Source organism: Streptomyces sp. Mut1, assembly GCF_030719295.1.
Lineage (GTDB): Bacteria > Actinomycetota > Actinomycetes > Streptomycetales > Streptomycetaceae > Streptomyces > Streptomyces castrisilvae.
Window position 1 is genome coordinate 6,536,637 of the sequence record NZ_CP120997.1, and the last position, 20,671, is coordinate 6,557,307.

A 20,671-nucleotide genomic window follows, 5' to 3' on the forward strand; every position below is an offset into this window, starting at 1 on the left:
GGTCGCGAAGGCAGACGAAGGGGTGCTGGTGCTGGAGAAATCGTCTCCGCTGTGGTGGCTGTTCGCCGCGGTCGGCGTGGCTCTGTATCTGGCGGTGATGTTCGCCGGGATGGTGAACCGGCGGCAGATGATCTGGGTGTCGTGCGGCCCGGTGGCGGGGTTCCTGGCGACTGTGGCCTACAGCGCCAACTACGACCAGCCCCTGAACGAGCTGCTTCCCGTCTACTGCGGGGGAATCCTGGGCATCGCCCTGGGCGCCGTGGGCCACGGGAAGGCGATGCGTGACTTCATGGCATGGCGTGCGGAGAACCCCGGCAAGCCCGACGACGAGGGACCAGGCGTTCCCTGGATACTCCAGATGGCTTTCACGCTGCCGATTTTCCTGGGTGGCGCGATCTGGTACATGAACGCCTACTGACCTCAGCGGTCGGCTTCGAGATTCGTCGGACCAGCAGGGCGCGCGGGAAGAGGGTGGTGCGGGCGGGGACGGTACGGAGCATGGTGAGGATCCGCCAGTCCTTGAGGTGAGCGGAGGCGTGCCTGCCTGCCGCACGGCGGCGATGACACGCCGGCAGTCCTACGGCAGCGCGTCCTCGGCCGGCTGTCCGGCGCGTGCCCGTTTCGTTTCGGAGGTCAGCGGAGAGTACGCGACGCGTGCTTCAGCGGCTCGGTGGACGTCTGGGACGCGGCCCGGCTGGGAACGGGCCTTGAGTCTCCAGTCACTGGAGACGGCAGAGTGGGGGGCATGGACGCTACGACCCTCCACTCGATCGGGGAGCTTTCCCGGCGGACCGGCTTGTCCGTGAGGACCATCCGGTTCTACTCCGATTCGGGGGTGGTGGCGCCGACCACCCGTAGTCCCGCCGGTTATCGGCTCTACGACCCCGACGCACTGGTTCGCCTGGAACTCCTCAGCACACTACGCGAGTTGGGCATAGACCTGGCCACGATTCAACGGGTACTGGCCCGCGAGCTCTCGGTGGCGGAAGTCGCCGCGGCGCACGCCGACGCCTTGGATGTCCAGATCCGGATGCTGCAACTGCGTCGGAGCGTTCTGCGAGTCGTGGCCAGACGCGGGTCCAGTACCGAGGAGACCAAGCTCATGCACAGGCTCACGCAATTGTCCGGCGAGGAACGCCGACGTTTGATCGACGATTTCATCGAGGGCACCTTCGGCACGGTGGATGCCGACCCGACCGCGGTGGCCATGGTGCGTGCTGCCACCCCCGACCTCCCCGATGTTCCAACCAGCGAGCAGGTCGCCGCGTGGGTGGAGCTCGCCAAACTGGTCGGCGACGAGGATTTCCGTGCCCGGATGCGCCAGGCGGCCGTACGAGAGGCCGCCGGACGCCCGTTCGGCATCGAACGCGATGCCGGCGTGGAACTGATGGAATTCACCCGTCAGAAGGTGGCCGAGGCAATGGCGTCGGGGATCGACCCGCGCGGCGACAGGGCCGCACCCGTCATCGACGACCTCGTGCACAGCTTTGCCGTGGTGTTCGCGCGCACCCCGGACACGGAATTCCAGTACTGGATGGCGCAACAGTTCGAAGAGGCGCACGATCCCCGGGTGGACCGGTACTGGCGGCTGGTGTGGAACGTCAACGGCTGGCAGGCGGTTCCGAACCTGCTCCCGGTGTACCCCTGGCTTGTCCAGGCCCTGCGAAATGACCGTGACGCGAAGTGACCTGAAGCTGCTGCGGCCGGCCCGCGAGGGGAAACCGAGCCGGCCGGTTCACACCTGTTCAACATGCTCCAGCAAGGAATCCCGGCCCTTTGGGGCTCGGGAGGAATTGCTTCCTCGGCCCGGAGACGCGGAGCGCCGGAGTTCGCTGCGCCTGCGGCTGTGAGGGTCAGCCTGGCCGCTTCTGGTTCTCGATGTACTCAGGTCGGCGCGCTCATTGCGCAGGTAGTGCGCGGAGACGCCCTTGAGGGAGCCGACCAGGGCGGAGAGCTTGACCTGCGGGGGGTGGCCGGCATCACCTTCCACCGTCATGGCGTCCAAATACGTCCGGGGAACGATGTCGGCGTACGCCGCCTGCCATCCTCGGACTCGGATCGTAGAAACGGCCTTGATGTCGGCCTCATCCATCTCCCGCACGTGCGTCATCGCGCCACCGTAGTAGCCCAGGCATCGCAGAACGAGCTGCTTTCCCCGCTCTCGACGCCTTCCCTCATCAGAACGGCTCCTGACGAACGATCTTCGAGTTGGCGCGCTGTGACGACTGAAAGTCAAAGCAGGTGCACGTTGGGCGACTGCGCAGCAGTCGCGTACTCGGCCATCCTTACGACCGATACGCCCGCGTCTTCGAGTGTCTTGGTTCCGTTTGCGCCGGGGACGAAGGTGTCTGGCTCGGTCCACGCCGTGACTACGCGTCGCAAGCCGGACTCCGCGATGAGTTGGGCGCACGGGTGGGGGCGGGAGGCTCGTTTTGCGCAGGGTTCGAGGGAGCTGTAGATCGTGGCGGTTGTGAGACGGGGGTCCTGGGGTGGCAGTTTGGCCAGTGCCGCTTCTTCGGCGTGGTCGTGTGGGTCGGACTGCCGGGAGTAGCCGTGGGACAGTTCGGTTCCGTCGGCGGCGACGATGACCGCGCCCACGCTGAACGCGGATTCCGAGGGCGGGCACAGGGCGGCCAGTTCGCAGGCGCGGGCGAGCCATCTGCCGTCGGCGGCATTCGGCTCGCGGCCTGTTCCCGGGGCGTCGGGCGAGGGGGGCGTCGTGCTCATCGTGGCTCCGTTGAGGTGTCCTTGGGGGCGTACCTCAGGAGTACCACGTCGTTGATCTGCCGCGTCTCCAGTAGCCGCAGGCGCGCGGCGGGGCCGTCCGGGTAGGCGGCCGGGCCGAGCATGCGTACCGCGTCCGGCTGGCCGACGAGCAGCGGGGCGATCACCAGATGGAGTTCGTCGGCCAGCCCCGCCGCGAGGAGTTGGGTGTGTACGGTGCCGCCGCCCTCCACCATGAGCCGCTTGACGCCGTACACATCACCCAGAGCATCGAGAGCGGCTGGCCATACGGACTCGGTGGGGACGGTGTGGACGGCCGCCAGGTCACCGAGGTTGGCGCGAGTCTTGCTGGTGGCCGCGTCGCCGGCGGCCAGGACGAGTTTCTCTCCACCGTGGTGCCAGAACTCCCAGCCCGGGTCTAGGTCTCCCGTGGCGGTGACGGTGACCTTCAGCGGGAATTCCGACTGGCCGGAAGCCAGCCGGGCCGCCCTGCGCTGCGCCGAGTTGACCAGCAGGCGCGGGTTGTCGGCGCGTAAAGTCCCGGCGCCGACGAGGATGGCGTCGACGCCGGCTCGTACGGAGTCGACCCGGTCGAAGTCCGCGTTGTTCGACAGCATGAGTCGGTCTTCGCCCGGACGGGTATCGAGATGGCCGTCGATCGATACTGCTGCGGACAGCAGGACGTACGGACGTGGCATGGATGTCTCCAGGATTTTGGCGCCGAAGGACCAGGAGGTGCAGGACGCTCCGGTCGTGCGCGACGCCAGGATGGCATGCCCAGGGGCAAGACTCCGAGGCTGGGACCCGGGGTCAGCTTCTGCGGTGCCCGTCTCCCGGCTCAGCAGTGTCACGGATCATCACGGTGAGGACCGGCGACGCCGGTGACGGCTGGCTATGGCCGATGTCCTCGTAGCCCCATGCCTTGTAGAGCGCGTGGACCTTTCCGTCGCCTGCGGCACCGTTGACCATGAGCGTGACGTACGGCCCGTTGCCGGTGGCAAGGAGAGCGTCGTGGATGCGGCGGGCGGTGCCGGTCTTGCGCCAGGCCGGGTGCACGCCGATCTCCTTGAGGGCCATGGCCGGGCGCTCGGTGTACTGCTGTGCCGGAGCGGGACTGGTGCGCTGCCAGTAGCGGTCGCCGTGCTCGATGGTGTTGCTGTACGCGTAGCCGACCGGTTGGTTGTCCGCGTACGCGAGGACGGCTGTGAATCCCGGTTCGGTGGAGTGCCGGTCGATGCGTTCGCCGAACGCGGTGACCGCGTAGTTCGGCAGGTGGAGCAGCGGGGAGCGTACCTCGGCGTACACATCGAGGAGGTCGCCGCGGATCGTGTCCAAGCTGGTGAAGGTACGCAACGCGGTGGTGGGTGCTGTGGTCATGCGGCCGTCCTCCAGGTGATGGTGTGATCGGTCCAGGCCTGGACGGTGGTGCTGCGCGGTGCGGTGGCGCGGAGGGCGGCCCCGAACTCTTGGAGCATGCGCGACACGCGGGCGTGGCGGGTGGCGGCGTCTGCGGGGACCCGCATGGCGGTGGCTGTGGCGGCGTCGGCCGCCCCCTGCGACAGAAGGGCGTGGGCGAGACGAGTCGTGGTGATGGCGCGAGACCTGACCATGTGGGGCCGGCGCGAGGCCAGGCAGCGGTGGGCGTGGTACTCGGCGGTCGGGTAGTCGCCGAGCGCCAGGTACGCGGAGAGAGCCAGGGAGTCCAGTTCGGCCTGGTCATAGAAAGCGAGCAGCCAGACCGGCCGGTGGTGAGCGGGGTCTGCGCGCAGCATGGCGTCCTGCGCCTGCTCGAACGCGCGACGTGTCTCGGTCCGGTTTTGTGCCGTGCCGTGGATGGCTCCCTGGCGGGCCAGGCCGAGGGACGCGAACAGTGGGTCACGGCGGGTGAGATGCAGGTTGCGGGCGACATCGTTGGCGGCGATTGCGTCGGCGGGGCGGCCCATGTGGCGGTACATGGTGCCCGCATGACTCCAGATGCGGAACTTGATCGCCTGGTCACCCGACATTTCCGCGAGGGCCTGCGCCTCGCGCATGTGCGCCTTCGCGGCCTCGTAGCGCCGGCCGTCGATGGCTGCCCACATCGCGGACGAGCGGAACGCGGCTCCGGAGGCATACAGACTGCTGCGCACTCGCTGCGTGGCACTGCCCGCGTTCTGGAGGTTGAGTGCCTCGTCGGCGAGCGCGGTGGCCTGTTCCTCGATGCGGGGTTGCCCGCCGTGGCGGTGGTCGTTGGCGATGATCTCGGCGAAGCGCTTGTTCAGCCGGTTGACGTCGCTCATGCCGATCCGGCGTGGTGACACGGTCCCCGGGGCTGCCGCTGCGGCAGCAGCCGCAGCGATGCCGCCGACGAGAGTGCGGCGCTTCATGTCGGACTCCTCTGGCTGCGATGAGGCGGGGGTGGGTGAGGGCCGGCCCCGTGGCACGAACCCTAAAGCGACGGCGGGTAATCCGGTGACGCTTTCGAGAGCGGTACGGGTTGCTGACTTCGGCCAAGTAACTCGGCCTGCCTTCCACCCCCTGACCGATGACCCGTCGAGCCCGCCCGGGCGTCCCGTCAGCTCTTCGACAGCGCTGTTCACGGCGTCAGCAAGGCTGTTGGAGCTGTATCCATGCTCGGTCATCCACGTCTCAAGGACGGTGTTGCGGATCGCGTCCATGCGGGCACGGTAGCCGCCGGGCTCTCGGCCCACCAGGTAAAGGCCAGGTCAAAACGCCCTAGGGGAGCCCGTTGGGCGAGCAAGTGAACGCCCTAACCAGCCCTCGGCGGAGGGGAGTTATCTGGGTGTCGGTCACTCACTGCGAGCGACTGGTAACGACTCGTTCCGCCCTGAAGGGCTACTGGGAGTGGAGCGGGTCCTGAGACCACACGCAGTTGTTCCACGAGTTCATAGCTCGACTCAGGAGGCTTGCCATGCCCCACGAACCGCCCCGGACGAGCCGGCTCGCGTTGGCGGATACGCCCAACGCCGTGGCTCTGGCGCGGCTGCACACTGCCGATGTTCTTTCGGGCTGGGGAGTCTGTGCCGACGTCGTTGAGACGGCGCAGCTCCTGGTGTCGGAACTGGCGACCAATGCCGTGCGGCACTCGGAGGACGGCGAGGAGCCGACGCCGCCGTTCTCGCCGCCGAGCAGCGTGCAGACCTTCGAGCTGTTGCTGGAGGCCGTGTCCGGAGCCGTCAGGTTGTCGGTGTGGGACCGCGATCCGAGGCCGCCCGTTCTGAAGGAGGTCGGTGTCTGTGCGACGGGCGGGCGGGGAGTCTTCATCGTGGCGGCGATGAGCAGGGCCTGGGGGTACTACCCGGCTCGTAGCGCGCCGGGCAAAGTGGTGTGGGCCGAGGTCGCGCTCGCTGCCATGGGGCCGAATGAGGGCCGCGACGCTTCGGCGGCGTTCCCGGACCGGCCCGCATCGAATGGCCTCCGGGCGCCCAAGGACGCACGGGCCGACGCGAATTTGATCGGTCGCGTGCTCGTCGGCATCAAGGATCTCTGAGTGTGCCGACCTACTGGCTGGGCGACTGTGCCAACGAGCTGCGGACACCGTCTTCCGCCCGCGCGGTACGCCATCGAGCGGCCTGCCACCGCACACGCAAGCAGGTGTTCGACCTACCTCACGAGGACTACCCGATGACGAAATCGCTGACGACTGCGGTGGCCCCGGCCAGCGCGCTGAAGCCTGTACTGGAGTACGCCGGTCTCGACTTCGAGCTGGAGGAAGACCCCGCGCCGGGTGGCTGGCGCCTGAGGTTGGTTTCCTCGGCCGCCCACCCGTGGACGCACGGAGACGTGCGGGCCCACTTGCTCGCCGAAGGCATTACCGCCGACGTGGCACGCCTCGAACAGCCCCTGCCGTGCCCCGGCCACGAGCTGCTTCTCACCCTGCCCTCGGAGAGGGAAGTCCGGGCCCTCGGGAGGCTGATCGAAGCGCGTCTGACCGAGGTGCAGAACGCGGCATTGCAGCTGCACCGCGCGCTGGCGCACATCGGCGTCGAGCGGCGTCCCGGCATTCAGACCATGGGGATCCGGTCCCTCATCGACATCGGCATGTTCGATATGGACGCGGGCGCGCTGCTCTATCGCAGTCTCGGCGGTGACGAGTCGGTCCTGCGCGACCTCGACCTCGGGGACTGGCACGACCACGAGCGGTTCGCCCGGGAACTGGAGCGGGTGATCTCCGCGACCGGCCAGGTGCTGCTTGTCGAGTCGGTGCCCACCTGCGGACATTGCCGAGGCCGGCACGGCGGCAACCGCGTCCGCTTCGACTACCTGGACGCCGACGACGCGCTGCTCCTCGCGGACACGTTGCACCGGACCGCCGCATCGGCAGGCTCCGCTCGGCCGGGCAACTGATGTGCCACGCGGTCAACTCCCTCGTACCGGTCGATCCGGAAGAAATGAGTGTCTTGTGTATCAACCTGCCACGAGCGCCACGTACCCCGACGTCGTACGAGCCCCCACGCCGGAATTGGTGGCCGACCACGCGACCGGAAGCATCGCGGCAGCCGCACGCGAGCTGTGGCCGACCTCCGCTGTTCGGCTCGGCGCTGTCGTCCCGAGCGTCACCAGCCATGTACAGCGGCTCACCGTCGACGGCAGCATGCTGTACGCGAAGGCGGAGCTGCTTGGGATGTCCCTGGTTTCCGTCATCCGGGGGAGTGGCGGTGACTGGCCCATGGTCAAGGCCGCTCAGCGCGCCTACCTCGCCGGACCGGACACACTTCTTGAGCGCGAGGCCAAACAGATCCAGGTGCTCGCCGCCGTAGGGCTGTGCGTACCGGAGGTTGTCGGCTACCGGCCCGGGGTCCTGTTCACTGCGTACGTTCACGGAGCGACGCTCGCCGAACTGATCGCCGCGTCCCCGGGGCGCACAGCTGACCTGCTGCATCTCGTGCACCAGGAACTCGCTCCGGTGCGGCGCGGACGCGAGGTCGCGGCGCTGGTCGACCATGCACCGATTGTCGAGAGGTCGATCCCCGGAACGTTCCAACGGAAGTTCAACGGCGCAGGGGACGCTGGGTACTTGCGACGGTCGCCACACGAGGAAGTGCTCCGAGACATCGTTTTCCGCGTGCGTCGGGCCAACGCTGCCGCATCCTCGCCGTTGAGGAGGGTCATCTTCGGGGACCTCAAACCGGAGCACGTGCTGTTCCCGTCCGATGGTGGCCGGCCCACGTTCATCGACCCGGGCCTCATGCGTGACCCGCCCTGCGGCGACCTCGCCAAGCTTCTCTCCCGGCTCTTTCTCGACCTGGTCGCCCGTAGGCCCGGAGAAGAGTCCGTCCGCATGGTTCTGGAACAGGTCGCGGTGTATACAGACGCTGCGGCTACGCGCCTGTCCGCCCTGGATGAGGGCGCGCATCTGCGGCAGCTCGTCACCCTGTGGCTGATGGACACCACCAACATCCTGACTACGTACCTCTCCCATCCGACGGGTCTGCCGATGACCCGTAACGCTGCGGCCGTGGTCGCCAGGGCCGGAGCTGTCTGCCAGATGCTCGATCTCTGCACCTCCACGCTCGCCCTCCTGCCTTCTGGGCGTGACCTGTGGCGTCTGTGCCTGGCTCACGTCGCGCAGGCGGCGACCCGGTGACGGCCATCGGCATCATCGGCGCCGGGGCCGTCGGCCAGGGCGTAGGCGCACTCCTGGTCCATACCGACTGGTGCGACACCGTGATGGTGTCGTCCCGCCACGGACGCAGCGCCGACGGGCTCGTCACCGATCTGGAGGACATGAGCCTCGTCAGTGCATCACCCGTGCGAGCGCGCCGGGTCGGCCTCGCACTCATGAAGTCGTGCGATGCCCTCGTGCTCTGCCCGCGAGCTGCCTTCATCAACGGGCACGCGACTGACATCCGCATGGCGGGCCTCACCGCCAACGGGCTTTTGATCCGGCACCTCGCTCAGCAACTGGCCGGGTTCTCCGGACCGGTCGTCGTGGTGACCAACCCCGTCGACGTGATGACCCGCCTGTACGCGGAGGTGTCCTGCAGTACGCGGGTGTGGGGGATCGGCTCCAGCACCGACACCGCTCGGTACCGGCTCATCCTGGCCCGGAAGGTGGGGGTGCCGGCCCAGGCCGTACAAGGACATGTGATCGGCGAGCACGGGGACTTGGCGGTGATCTGCGCCTCCTCCACCACCGTCTACGGTCGGGCCGTCCGCGTCCCCGTGCAGGCGATCCGGGCCGAGATGGCGGCGCGGCCCGGCCGTATCGCCGCCGGGATCGGCCGGGTCCGCTCCGGTCCTGCCGCTGCCACCGTGGCCGCCCTCGCTCTTGTCCTGGGCGTCACGGACGGGCTCATCGAGCTGTCCGCACCGGGGGACAACACCTATCTCGGAATGCCGTTGCACTTCTCCTCCGGGCAGCCCACCGTGTGTCTCCCGCGCTTGGACGCCGGCGAGAATCGCGACCTCGCGGCCGCAGAGGTCAAGTTGCAGTCCGCTTATCACCACCTCTGCTCGACCCTCAAGGAGATGTCCGCGTCATGACCTTCGCTACCCGCATCACGACGGCCGGCCACCAATCGGTCACCGTCATGAGCCGCACCCTGGCCATCACCGACTGGGTCAGCCGGTACCTGGGCCTGTGGTGGACGGCTGCTGACGTCGGCCCGGGCCGCACGCCCACCGGCCCGGTGATCCGCGCCGATGTCGACGTGGAGCAGCACGCCGCGCTCGGAGCCCGCGTGCTGGCCGGGCGACCGGACGAGGTCACGTACGCCACCGCCCCGATGCTGATCATCCGCGACGCGACCGGCCTTGTCACGGCTACGCAGCCGGACGACGGGTTGTCATACGCCTGGGACCCGGCCGCCGGTCGGATGCGGATCGTCGGTGCCGATGAGACGGCCGTCGCCACCGCGACAGCACGCCTTGCCAGGGAAGTCGTCCGAGGCCGCCTTCTCTCCGACGGCTGGCGGATTCTGCATGCATCGGCCGTCACCCGCCCCAACGACGGCGCAACGCTCCTCACTCTGGGCAACAAGGGGGCCGGCAAGACGACTACCGGATTTCTCCTGGCCCGTACCGGCCTCCATCTCCTGGCCAACGACCGAGTGTTCGCCCGCCTCGACGGCGAAGTCGTCCGCGTCCTGCCCTGGCCCAGCGCGGCGGCCATCGGCTTCGGGCTGCTCGATGCCCTCGGCTGGTACGAGCCCGTGCGCGCCCGTGCCCGGGCGGGCGGGCGGATGCATCCCACCCAGAAGCAGAAAGTGACCGACGCGCTCCTCGCTGGTGATCGCACCCCGCTGTGGACGACGTCGGGAGCCGAGCTGAAGCCGCAGTTCTTTCCCGACCAGCTGGAATCCTGGCTCGGGCTGACGTTGGCCACCGAAGGGCACGTCGTCGGAATCCTCTTCCCGGAAATCGTTCCGGGTGCCGCCCCCGCACTGACCACGGCGGCCCGGGGCGTTTCCGACGCCGATTTCTTCGGCTCGGCCACCGAGAACCGGTACCCGGACGTCTTCGGGCTCCTGCCCGCCGAGACGTCCACCAAGGCGCTCGTCGGCCACCTGGCCCAGCTGCCCTACCGGACGCTCACCATGAATCACGATCCCGGGGCGAGCACCGCCGTACTGCTGGAAGCGGTGAGGTCCGTCGTTCCGTGAGCACAAGAAAAGGGCGCGGAGTACGGGACCGTATCCGTACTCCGCGCCTTGGTTCAGGGAAAAGAACAGGGGCCGCGGCGGTGGTGCGAAGGGGGGCTGCACGGGCCTTCAGGTCTGGTGACCGGGCCGCCCGCCCATGTACCACCGCACTGGCATCGCACCGCCGCCGCGGCCTCGTCCTGCCCGCGTCGCGCACAACCCCTCATCCGGGTGGACGCGTCGGCGCGGGCAGGGCTCGAGGGGAGGGTCAGTCCTCGCGCAGGGCGCGGACCGCCTCCTCCACGCGCTTGCCGTATTCGGCGTCGGCCGCGTGGAAGTGGGCGAGGTTCTTCTCGATGACGTCGTCCCGGGTCACCTGCGACAGGCCGCCCGCGATGTTGGCGATCAGGCGGGCCTTCTCGTCGTCCGACATCAGCCGGTACAGCTCGCCCGCCTGGAAGAAGTCGTCGTCCTTGGTGTGGGCGGGTGCCTCGTGGGTGCCGGTCCAGCCCTGGACGGGGAGCGGGGCGGAGAGCGCCGTGTCCGTCTGGGCGGGGCCCGCGTACGAGTTGGGCTCGTAGTTCTTGTCGTGGCGCGAGCCGTAGCGGGTGGCGTGGAGCCCGTCGCGGCCGTAGTTGTCCGCGGTGGCGGCGCGCGGCGCGTTCACCGGGAGCTGGGTGTGGTTGATGCCCAGGCGGTAGCGCTGCGCGTCCGCGTAGGCGAACAGGCGGCCCTGGAGCATCTTGTCCGGGGACGGGCCGATGCCGGGCACGAAGTTGTTCGGGGAGAACGCGGCCTGCTCGACCTCGGCGAAGACGTTGTCCGGGTTGCGGTCCAGTACCAGCCGGCCCACCCGCTGGAGCGGGTAGTCCGCGTGCGGCCACACCTTCGTCACGTCGAACGGGTTGAAGCGGTAGTCCGCCGCCTCGGCGGCCGGCATGAGCTGCACGTACAGCGTCCACGACGGGTTCATGCCGCGCTCGATGGCCTGGAGCAGGTCCGTCTGGTGCGAGCTGCCGTCCTTGCCGACGAGCTCGGCGGCCTGGTCGGCGGACAGGGAGCGCACGCCCTGGTTCGTCTTGAAGTGGTACTTCACGAAGTACGCGTCGCCCTCGGCGTTCGTCCACTGGTAGGTGTGCGAGCCGTAGCCGTTCATGTGGCGGTACGAGGCGGGGATGCCCCGGTCACCCATCAGCCAGGTCACCTGGTGCGTGGCCTCGGGGGAGTTGGCCCAGAAGTCCCAGACGTTGTCCGGCTCCTGACGGCCCGTGAACGGGTCGCGCTTCTGCGAGTGGATGAAGTCGGGAAACTTGATCGGGTCCTTGATGAAGAAGACCGGGGTGTTGTTGCCGACCAGGTCGTAATTGCCCTCGTCCGTATAGAACTTGAGCGCGAAGCCGCGCGGGTCGCGGACCGCGTCCGCGCCGCCCAGCGAGTCGGCGACCGTGGAGAAGCGGAGGAACGTCTCGGTACGGCGGCCCACCTCGGAGAGGAAGCCGGCGCGGGTGAAGGCGGTGACGTCGTCGGTCACCTCGAAGTAGCCGTACGCGCCGGAGCCCCGGGCGTGCACCACGCGCTCCGGGATGCGCTCCCGGTTGAAGCGGGCCAGCTTCTCCAGGAGGTGGCCGTCCTGGAGGAGGATCGGTCCTCCGGCACCCGCGGTGGCGGAGTTCTGGTTGTCGGCGACCGGGGCGCCGGACTCGGTCGTAAGCACACGCTGCGTCATGGTGTCGGGGCGACCTTCCGTACGGGAGCTGCTGAACTGCGAGGGCCAGGGGGCAGAGTCCTGGGGGTGTGTCGGGAGCGTAGATACGCCCCGAACCCGGCGTCAACAGTTTGTTGAAATTCGTGGTGGGAGGGTGTTCCGGACGGTGCCGGCGCCTGGGCGCGACAGGACAGGTGTCAGCGACGGCACCGTCCGGAAGTCTGGGGGGGGAGGAGAGGGGAGGGGGAAGGAGGGAGGGAGGGAGGGAGGGAGGGAGGGGGCGGCCGGGATCAGGCCTGGACGGGCTGACCCGACAGGCGCTCGACCGAGCGCAGCAGCGCCGAGTGGTCCAGGCCGCCGTCACCCTGCGCGCGCAGCGAGGCGACGAGCTGGGCGACCACGCCGCCGACCGGCAGCGCGGCGCCGACGTTGCGGGCGGCGTCCGTCACGATGCCCATGTCCTTGTGGTGCAGGTCGATCCGGAAGCCCGGGGCGAAGTCGCGGTTGAGGAAGTTGTCCTTCTTGCGGGTCAGGACCGTCGAACCGGCCAGGCCGCCGTTCAGGACGTCCAGCGCGGCGGTCAGGTCGACGCCGGACTTCTCCAGGAAGACCACGGCCTCGGCGCACGCCTGGATGTTCACCGCGACGATCAGCTGGTTGGCGGCCTTCACCGTCTGGCCGGAGCCGTGCGGGCCGCAGAGGACGATGGTCTTGCCGAGCGCTTCGAGCAGCGGCTTCGCCGCGTCGAAGTCGGCCCGCTCGCCGCCCACCATGATGGACAGCACGGCCTCGATCGCGCCGGCCTCACCACCGGAGACGGGGGCGTCCAGGACCCGGATGCCCTTCTCGGCGGCGTTCTTCGCGAGGTCCACGGAGGTCTGCGGGGTGATCGAGGACATGTCGATCAGCAGCGCGCCGCGCCGCGCGTTCTCCAGGATGCCGGCGGGGCCGTACGCGATGGCCTCGACCTGCGGGGACGCGGGCACCATCGTGATGACCACGTCCGCGTCCCCGACCGCCTCGGCTATCGAGCCGGCGCCGGTGCCGCCGGCCGCGGCCAGCCGGTCGACCTTGTCCTGCTCCAGGGTGTAACCGGTGACGTCGTAACCGGCCTTGATCAGGTTCTCGGACATGGGCGAGCCCATGATGCCGAGACCGATCCACGCGACCTTGGGGAGGTTGTTGCTCATGAGGGTGTCTTCCGATCTACGTGTGGAGGGGGCTCTCGCCGCGCTCAGCGGGCGGGCCGCGCGGCGGCCGGGAGCCAGCCGAAGGAGTCGGCGCTCGGGCGGTCGCCGGGCTTGTACTCCAGCCCGACCCAGCCCGCGTAACCGGCCTTCGTCAGCTCGTCCAGGAGCTGCTCCAGGGGGAGCGAGCCGGTGCCGGGCGCGCCGCGGCCCGGGTTGTCGGCGATCTGGACGTGTCCGGTCCGGTCGGCGTACGCGGTGATGACCCGGCTGAGGTCCTCGCCGTTCATCGACAGGTGGTACAGGTCCAGCAGGAACTTCGCGTTGCCCAGGCCCGTGGCGGCGTTGACCCGGTCCACGACCTCGATCCCGGCCGGTGCGCTCACCAGCGGGTAGCGCGGCGACTCCGGCGCGTTCAGGGTCTCGATCAGCAGCACCGCGCCGATCCGGTCGGCGGCGCGGGCGGCCACGACCAGGTTCTCCAGGGCCAGTTCGTCCTGGGCGGCGGGGGCGACGCCGTCGATCCGGTTGCCGTAGAGCGCGTTGAGCGCCTTGCAGCCGACCGAGGCGGCGAAGCCGGCCGCCACCTCGATGTTGGCCCGGAAGCGGTCCGACTCCGTGCCGGGCACGGAGAGCGCGCCGCGGTCGGGGCCGGGGAGCTGTCCGGCGTAGAAGTTCAGCCCCACCAACTGGGTGCCGGCCTCGTCGAGCGCCTTCTTGAGGGCGTCGAGCTCGGCCTGCTCGGGGGTGGGGGTCTCGATCCAGGGCCACCACAGCTCGACCGCCGTGAAGCCGGCCGCGGCGGCTGCCGCGGGCCGCTCCAGGAGCGGGAGTTCCGTGAAGAGGATCGAGAGGTTCACATCGAAGCGCTGGTCCGGGTAGCCCATGAGGGTTTCGGCGCTCCTTCCGTATTGCGGAAGTTTGTTTCTGCTTAACGGAAGATTGCCCGGAGGGTGGCGGGGCTGTCAAGGGGGTGCCCGCAATTCGGCCCGGCCCGGAGGGTCCGCACGGGGGCTCCGGGCAAGCGAAAGGCGGGGCGGAGGGCCCGTCGGCCGTCCGCCCCGCTTGTTCGCCGTGCCGCTACCGGGTCATCCGGCCGGAACCGTGTCCTGGAACGTCGTCCCCGCCGCGCGGTACGCGGCCACCTTGGCGTTCACCTGCGCCGGGGTGAGGACCTGGTCCTTCACATGCAGGACGTAGTCCACCTGCTGGTCGTACGCGCGGGGCGTCGTGCTCGTCTGCCCGGCCAGGTCGATCAGCCACTGGTTGAAGTTGATCGACATGCCCCGCTCCGGCAGGTACGCGGCGCCGTGCGTGCCGAACACCTGACCGTCGATGTAGTACGTGATCTCGCTGTTGTCGATGGTCACGACCAGGTCGTGCCAGCCGGCGTAGCTCTGCCGGGACTCGGTGTGCTCGTTGACGGCCTCCCAGGGGTCGGGCCGGTAGGTCTCCCACGAGGTCGTGTAGAGGATGTTGCCGCTCTCGCCCCAGCCGCCGTTGGGCAGGTACTCGAAGTCGTACTCGGCGTAGTCGTCCGCCATCGGCGCCTTGAGGTCGTTGATGGTGAAGAACGTCTGGACGAGGTGGTCGCCGTCCGGGCCCGACTTCGGCGCGTCCTCGAACTTCACCCGCGCCGCGTAGGTGCCGTTGCGGAACTTCATGGACTGGGTCAGGATCTCGGTCTGCCTGGTCGATTCGCCGCTGCCCGCCGTCGACGTCTCCAGGTTCATGATGGAGTTGCCGCTCTCCGTGGCGAACGTGACGTTCTCCGGCGCCCAGGTGGCCCCCGGCACCCCGGGGCCACCGGAGTTGGAACGGACGCTCCAGCCGTGCGCGTTGATCTGCGGATCGGTGTGGCCGCTGTAGTTGAAGTCGTCGAAGAGCGTCGGCCCGTCCTCCGAAGGGTCGGTCGGGTCGGTCGGATCGGTCGGGTCCGTGGGGTCGGTCGGCTCGGTCGGGGTGTTGCCCTCGGGGGCCTCGCCCCAGACCGTGGCGCCGCCGAGCTGCGCGGTCACCTTCGACCAGTCGGCGTACGCGGTCGCGCCGGCGCCGAAGGAGTAGTCGTCGCTCTGCACCAGCGGCTGCCAGGTCGACCGGTAGAACCGCAGCTGCATGTCCCCGGTGTCGGCACCCGGTGCCAGCGAACCCGCGCCGGAGGTGAAGCCGATCTCCAGGTAGCGGTCGGCGGTGGCGGTCGGGGACGCGAGCGTGCCGAAGGTGCCGGTGATGTTGCCGCAGCCCTTCACCGCCCAGGAGCAGGCGAACCGGTAGGCGTCGCCCGCCGCCTCGCCCTTGAAGTAGTAGCGGACCTTGACGTCGCTGAGCTGGACGGACCCGCTGCCGGTGTTGCGCACCTTGAGCCAGGGTTCGCTCTGGTCGGCCGTGGCCCCGGACGCGCCGGTGCGGTACTGCACGGCCAGCGACCCGTCGGCGGCGCTCGCCGTCGCGGGGACGGCGGCCAGTGCCGTACAGCCGAGCGCCACGGTGACGGCGGCCGCGGCGGCGGCGCGTATCCGGCTCTTCGCGAGTGACTTCATCAGCCTGTTCCTTTCCGGAACGGTCGTGGGGGAGTGCCTCTTCACTGGGTTGGCGCTGTTCCTGGGGAAGCCGCGGTGAGCGGCCGGGGGTTCAGGGGCCGGTAGCGGACGCCGAGCGCGTCCAGCCGTGCCAGGTGGGGGCCGAGACGCGTGAGGAACCCGGGCCAGTCGGCGCGCGTGCCCGACCAGGCGCGGTCCGCGAGTGCGCACAGCCGGGGATACGTCCGGTACTCGATCCGGTCCGGGGTGCTCGCGTACTCGGTCCACAGCTGGGCCTGCGTGCCGAGGAGCCGGCCCGCGGCGGCGCGGTCCCAGCCGTCGGCGAGCGACCGGTCGCCGTGGACCGCGCGCAGTCCGACCGGCGGGCCCGGCTGCGCGGGCGGTTCGCCGGGGTCGGCGGACTCGGCGTAGTCGAGGTAGGTGGCCCGGTAGTGCGCGGCGACCACCTGGTGGCCGCGCACGGCGGCGGTACGGGCGTGGGACGGGTCGCGCCAGGTCATCACGGTGAAGTCGAGGGGGAGTTCGGTGCCGGTCTCGGCCCAGCCGACCGGGGTGCGGCCCCGCTCGGTCACGAACGCCCCGATGCGGCCCATGAACCAGCCGTGCAGCGCCCGCGCGTCCGCCAGCCCCTCGGCGGCGGCCCGCCGCCCGGCTGCCGGGCTGTTCTCCCACTCGCTCGTCGGGCACTCGTCGCCCCCGACGTGGATGTACGGCGAGGGGAAGACGTCCATGACCTCCTCCAGTACCGTCCGGCAGAAGTCGAAGACCTCCTCGTGGACGCCGAGGACCGTGTCGCAGATGCCCCAGCGGGTCCACACGCCCAGCCGCCGCGAGGGATCGTTGCCCAGCTCGGGATGGGCGGCGAGGGCCGCGCGCACATGGCCCGGCATCTCGATCTCCGGCACCACCCGCACCCCGCGCGCGGCCGCGTACCGGACGAGGTCCCGCAGTTCCTGCCGGGTGTACGCCCCCGAGTGCGGGACCCCGTCGAACGTCTCGGGGACCCCGCCCGGGGGCCCCGCCATCGACTGGCTGCGGTGGCCGCCGATCCCGGTGAGCTTCGGGTAGGCGGCGACGGGCATCCGCCAGCCCTGGTCGTCGGTGAGGTGGAGGTGCAGTGTGTTGAGCTTGTGCAGCGCCATCAGGTCCACGTACCGGCGCAGGTAGGAGACCGGCTGGAAGTGCCGGGCGACGTCGAGCATCGTGCCCCGCCACGCGTGCGCCGGCACATCGCTGATCTCCACACAGGGCAGCGTCCACGGTCCGTTTCGCCGGCCCGCCCCGGACAGGGTCTCGGCGGGCAGGAGCTGGCGCAGCGTCTGGACCCCGCACAGCAGGCCGGCCGGGCGGGCGGCCCGCAGCAGCACCGTGTCCGGGCCGATGGTGAGCCCGTACCCCTCCTCGCCGAGGCCGCTCAGCTCCGGGTCCAGGGCCAGCACGATCCGGCCGGTGGCGGAGGGCGCCAGCGGGAGCCCGGTGGTGGGGGCGAGCAGGGTGCGCAGCAGACCGGCCGCGCCCTCCGCGCCGGGGGAGGCGCGGATCGCGGTGTCCGGGGCGAAGGTGAAGCGGCCGGGGCGGGAGGAGACCTTGAGCGGCCGGGGGACGAGGGAGTGTTCGGGGCGGGGTTCGGGCATGCGGGGCCTCCGGGAGGGGAGCGGGGTCGTCGGTCAGCCCTTGACGGCGCCGGCCGCGAAGCCGGAGGTGACATGGCGCTGGAGCAGCAGGAAGACCACCAGCGCGGGCAGGGCGAACAGGGTGGAGGCGGCCATCGTGGCGCCCCAGTCGGTGCCGAAGGTGTTCTGGAAGGAGGACAGCCAGACCGGCAGGGTGCGGCTGTCCTGGTGCTTGATGATCAGGAAGTTGGCGTACGCGAACTCGTTCCAGGCGGTGATGAAGCCGAACAGTGAGGTGGCCATGAGCCCCGGCGCGAGCAGCGGCAGGGCCACCTTCCGGAAGGCGCCGGTCCTGGTGCACCCGTCGACCTGGGCCGCCTCCTCCAGCTCCGGCGGGATCGTCCCGATGAAGCCCCGCAGCACGATCACCGAGAACGGCAGGGTGACCATGAAGTAGACGAGGGTGAGTGTGGGCAGCCGGTCCAGCATGTCCGTGTCGCGGGAGATGATGTAGATCGGGATGATCAGGGATTCCCACGGCGCCATCTGCGCGATGAAGACCATCAGCATGAACTGCCGCCGGCCCTTCCAGCGGAGCCTGGCCACCGCGTACGCCGACGCCAGCGCGACGATCAGGGCGAGCAGGATCGAACTCACCGTCACCAGGACGCTGTTGCGCCAGAACAATCCGAACCCGTCGGCCTGCACGGCGGTACGGAAGTGGTCGAGGGTCCAGGTGTGCGGGACGAGCCGCGGGTGCGTCGACTGGATGTCCCGGGACGGCTTGAACGCGGTGGAGATCATCCAGTAGACGGGGAACAGGCAGACCAGGACGGTCAGTACGGCGGCGGCGTTCAGCGGAATCCGCCGCATGCGCGCGGTACGGGCACGGCTCATCGGATCTCGTCCTCCTGGCGGAGCATCTGGCGGAAGTAGAGGACGAGCACCCCGGACATCAGGACCACGGTGACCATCGAGGCGGCCGATCCCAGGTCGTAGCGCTGGCCGGCGAGCGCGGTCTGCACCGCGTACACGGGCAGGATCGTGGTCGCGTCACCCGGGCCGCCGCGGGTCATCACCCAGATCTGGACGAACGCCTTGAACGTCCAGATCACCTCCAGCGAGAACACCAGCAGGAAGATCGGCCGGAGCACCGGGAGGGTCACCGAGCGGAAGATCCGGGCGGCGCTCGCCCCGTCCAGCCGCGCCGACTCGTACAGCTCGGCCGGGACGGTGGTCAGCGCGGAGTAGACCGTGACCGCCGCGAACGGCACCGACTGCCAGACGACCAGCAGCACCAGGATGGCGAAGGCCGCGGTGCCGTGCGCGAACCAGGGGTAGCGGTCGAAGGAGGAGAAGCCCGCCCCGGTCAGCAGATGGTTGACGATGCCGAATTCGGAGTGGAACAGCCACTGGAAGACCGTGGTGGCCGCGATCACCGGCATGGCCCAGGCCAGCACCAGCGAACTGAGCACCATCGTGCGGCCGAACCGGCCCAGACGCTCGGTCATCAGGGCGACCAGCGTCGCGATCACCATGATCAGGACGACATTGACCGCCATGAACAGGAAGGTGCGCCTGACCACCTCCCAGAACCGCGGATCGGACAGCAGCGTGCGGTAGTTGCGCAGTCCGACGAACTCGGCGTCGCCCGTGATCAGCTGGCGCAGCCGGAAGTCCTGGAGCGAGATCAGCACCGCCCGCAGCAGCGGATACAGCAGCAGGTAGAGCATCCCGCCCACCGCCGGGGCGATCAGGGCGTACGGCCACACGCCGCGGGGTTCCCCGGACCGCGGGCGGGGCGGCGGCCCGGATGTGCCGGGTGCGGCCCGGCGCAGGGGACTGGGGGGTGCGGTCCGTTCCCGGATGACCGACACGGCACGCCTCCTCTCGATGGTTCGGACGGTCGGGCGGGGCCGGGGCCCGCGGGTCAGGAGTCGGTCTTCATGGCCCGGGTGATGTCGGCGGACGCCTTGGCGGCCTCCTTCGCCGGGTCGCCGCCGGTCAGGACCGCGGTCATGTAGTCCTTCATCGGGTTCTCCGCCTCGACCGCGGCCCAGCTCGGTGTGTTGGGCGTGGCGTGGCCGTTCGCGGCGCCCACCGCCATCGCGGCGGCGCCCGGGTCACCGGCCACCGCGGAGGCGAGCGTGGTCCGGTTCGGCACGTAGCTCATGGCGACGGCGAGCTTCTTCTGCCAGGCGTCACCGGTGAGTTCCTTGATGAAGGTGAGCGCGGCGTCCTGCTTGCCGGACGCGGTGGGGATCACCAGGTCGGAACCTCCGGTGAAGACGGCACCCGGGGTGTCCGGGGTCTTGCCGGGGATCGGGAAGAAGCCGAGTTTCCCCTTCAGCTCCGGGTTCTTCTCGATGACGACGTTGGCGCCGCCCGGGGTGGAGATGACCTGGGCGACCTTGCCCTGGGCCATCACGTCGGCCTGCGGCGGGTCGGCCTCGTCGGCGTCCTTGGGGCCCTTGCCGAGGGCCTGGAGCTTTTCGTAGAACTCCATTCCGCGCAGCGCCTCGGGGGTGTCCAGGGCGCCCTTCCAGGCGCCGCCGGACTCGGTGGCGAGGTCGCCGCCCTCGTCCCAGACGAACCCGGCCAGGGCGTACCACGTCTGGCCGGGCAGGTAGATGCCCTGGGTGCCGCCCTTGTCGAGCTTCTCGGTCGCGGCGATCCACTGGTCGCGGGTCCTGACCGCCTTCGCGTCGATGCCGGCCTTCTCGAACAGGTCGGTGCGGTAGATGACCACCCGGTTGGCCGCGTAGTACGGGATGCCGTACTGCTTGCCCTCGTACGCCCCCGGCTCGGCGAGCCCCGGCAGCCAGTCCTTGCCGTTCAGCTCCTCGACCTTGTCGCTGAGGTCGACGAGCCCGCCGCTCTGCGCGAACTGGGCGACCTGGGTGTTGCCGCTCTCGATGACGTTCGGCGCGTCGTTGCTGGCGAGCGCGGCGGTGATCTTCTCGCCGATGCCGTCCCACTCCTGGATCTGGACCCGGACCCGGATGCCGGGGTGCGCCTTCTCGAAGCCCTTCACGAACTCCTTCTGGAACTGCGCCGAGACGCTGTCGCGCATCAGCCAGACATCGATGTTCGTCCGGCCTTCGGCGGATTTTCCGGCCGTGTCGTCGGAGGAGCCACAGGCACTGAGCAGGGCGGCCATCACGAGCGCGGACCCACCGGCAAGCAAGCGGTACTTCACGGTTCACCTCTGGGGAAACAGGACCTGACCACCTGACCAGTGAAGGCCGCTGGACAGCTCACCTCTTGTTGGTGGATGAAGGTGGCATAGACCAATGGGGCCGTCAACCCCCTTGGTTAC

The 20,671-nt window shown here is 69.6% G+C and carries 17 protein-coding genes and 2 pseudogenes; 7 read left to right on the top strand and 12 right to left on the bottom strand.

Annotated features, from left to right (window positions below; all coding sequences use genetic code 11):
- Positions 1-22 precede the first annotated feature (22 nt).
- Together P8A18_RS28425 and P8A18_RS28430 are read left to right on the top strand one after the other, a co-directional pair.
- Positions 23-418 carry a hypothetical protein gene (locus P8A18_RS28425; protein WP_306059038.1) on the top strand — a complete coding sequence of 132 codons (396 nt, stop codon included), beginning with the start codon at positions 23-25 and terminating at the stop codon, positions 416-418.
- Positions 419-745: 327 nt separating this feature from the next.
- A complete protein-coding gene (locus P8A18_RS28430; protein ID WP_306059040.1) occupies positions 746-1,687 on the top strand; it encodes a MerR family transcriptional regulator in 942 nt (313 codons plus the stop codon).
- Positions 1,688-1,735: 48 nt separating this feature from the next.
- On the opposite strand, the pseudogene P8A18_RS34465 reads toward P8A18_RS28430, so the two are convergent.
- The 4 genes and pseudogenes from P8A18_RS34465 to P8A18_RS28450 form a co-directional block, all read right to left on the bottom strand.
- Positions 1,736-1,972 (bottom strand): annotated as a pseudogene (locus P8A18_RS34465) (hypothetical protein); the annotation flags it as partial.
- 260 nt (positions 1,973-2,232) lie between these two features.
- Positions 2,233-3,422, bottom strand: a pseudogene (locus tag P8A18_RS28440) (dihydrofolate reductase family protein).
- Between the two features lie 112 nt (positions 3,423-3,534).
- The gene (locus P8A18_RS28445; protein ID WP_306059042.1) at positions 3,535-4,101 is read right to left on the bottom strand and encodes a GNAT family N-acetyltransferase; all 567 of its coding nucleotides are present in this window, start codon (positions 4,099-4,101) and stop codon (positions 3,535-3,537) included.
- Complete coding sequence (locus tag P8A18_RS28450; RefSeq protein WP_306059044.1) at positions 4,098-5,381, bottom strand: NsdA family TPR-like regulatory protein; 1,284 nt, start codon at positions 5,379-5,381, stop codon at positions 4,098-4,100. Before P8A18_RS28450 ends, P8A18_RS28445 begins: the two co-directional genes overlap by 4 nt.
- Positions 5,382-5,635: 254 nt before the next feature.
- Between P8A18_RS28450 and P8A18_RS28455 the strand changes: the two genes are divergently transcribed.
- The 5 genes from P8A18_RS28455 (at position 5,636) to P8A18_RS28475 (ending at position 10,328) form a co-directional block, all read left to right on the top strand.
- Positions 5,636-6,214, top strand: a complete 579-nt coding sequence (locus P8A18_RS28455; RefSeq protein ID WP_306059046.1) for an ATP-binding protein — start codon at positions 5,636-5,638, stop codon at positions 6,212-6,214.
- 2 nt (positions 6,215-6,216) lie between these two features.
- Positions 6,217-7,071, top strand: a complete 855-nt coding sequence (locus tag P8A18_RS28460) for a hypothetical protein (protein WP_306059048.1) — start codon at positions 6,217-6,219, stop codon at positions 7,069-7,071.
- Between the two features lie 118 nt (positions 7,072-7,189).
- Complete coding sequence (locus P8A18_RS28465) at positions 7,190-8,311, top strand: phosphotransferase (protein ID WP_306059050.1); 1,122 nt, start codon at positions 7,190-7,192, stop codon at positions 8,309-8,311.
- Positions 8,308-9,210, top strand: a complete 903-nt coding sequence (locus P8A18_RS28470; protein ID WP_306059052.1) for a lactate/malate family dehydrogenase — start codon at positions 8,308-8,310, stop codon at positions 9,208-9,210. The genes P8A18_RS28465 and P8A18_RS28470 overlap by 4 nt, the downstream gene beginning before the upstream one ends.
- Entirely contained in the window at positions 9,207-10,328 is a 1,122-nt protein-coding gene (locus P8A18_RS28475; RefSeq protein WP_306059054.1) for a hypothetical protein, read from the top strand. The genes P8A18_RS28470 and P8A18_RS28475 overlap by 4 nt, the downstream gene beginning before the upstream one ends.
- A gap of 247 nt (positions 10,329-10,575) precedes the next feature.
- Here the strand turns inward: P8A18_RS28475 and P8A18_RS28480 are convergent, their stop codons facing one another.
- The 8 genes from P8A18_RS28480 to P8A18_RS28515 all read right to left on the bottom strand — a co-directional run bounded on the left by P8A18_RS28480 (position 10,576) and on the right by P8A18_RS28515 (position 20,551).
- Positions 10,576-12,033, bottom strand: a complete 1,458-nt coding sequence (locus P8A18_RS28480) for a catalase (RefSeq protein WP_306059056.1) — start codon at positions 12,031-12,033, stop codon at positions 10,576-10,578.
- A 269-nt stretch (positions 12,034-12,302) separates the two neighbouring features.
- Complete coding sequence (locus P8A18_RS28485) at positions 12,303-13,202, bottom strand: 2-hydroxy-3-oxopropionate reductase (protein WP_306059058.1); 900 nt, start codon at positions 13,200-13,202, stop codon at positions 12,303-12,305.
- 44 nt (positions 13,203-13,246) lie between these two features.
- Positions 13,247-14,086 carry a TIM barrel protein gene (locus tag P8A18_RS28490; RefSeq protein ID WP_306059060.1) on the bottom strand — a complete coding sequence of 280 codons (840 nt, stop codon included), beginning with the start codon at positions 14,084-14,086 and terminating at the stop codon, positions 13,247-13,249.
- Positions 14,087-14,287: 201 nt separating this feature from the next.
- Positions 14,288-15,739: a cellulose binding domain-containing protein gene (locus tag P8A18_RS28495; protein WP_306059062.1), complete on the bottom strand. Its 1,452-nt coding sequence runs from the start codon at positions 15,737-15,739 to the stop codon at positions 14,288-14,290.
- A gap of 41 nt (positions 15,740-15,780) precedes the next feature.
- Positions 15,781-17,373, bottom strand: coding sequence for a beta-N-acetylhexosaminidase (locus tag P8A18_RS28500; RefSeq protein WP_306059064.1), 1,593 nt, complete (start codon positions 17,371-17,373; stop codon positions 15,781-15,783).
- A 33-nt stretch (positions 17,374-17,406) separates the two neighbouring features.
- Positions 17,407-18,249: a carbohydrate ABC transporter permease gene (locus P8A18_RS28505; RefSeq protein ID WP_306059066.1), complete on the bottom strand. Its 843-nt coding sequence runs from the start codon at positions 18,247-18,249 to the stop codon at positions 17,407-17,409.
- A complete protein-coding gene (locus P8A18_RS28510) occupies positions 18,246-19,229 on the bottom strand; it encodes a carbohydrate ABC transporter permease (protein WP_306059068.1) in 984 nt (327 codons plus the stop codon). Before P8A18_RS28510 ends, P8A18_RS28505 begins: the two co-directional genes overlap by 4 nt.
- A gap of 53 nt (positions 19,230-19,282) precedes the next feature.
- Positions 19,283-20,551 carry an extracellular solute-binding protein gene (locus P8A18_RS28515; protein ID WP_306059070.1) on the bottom strand — a complete coding sequence of 423 codons (1,269 nt, stop codon included), beginning with the start codon at positions 20,549-20,551 and terminating at the stop codon, positions 19,283-19,285.
- Positions 20,552-20,671: the final 120 nt, after the last annotated feature.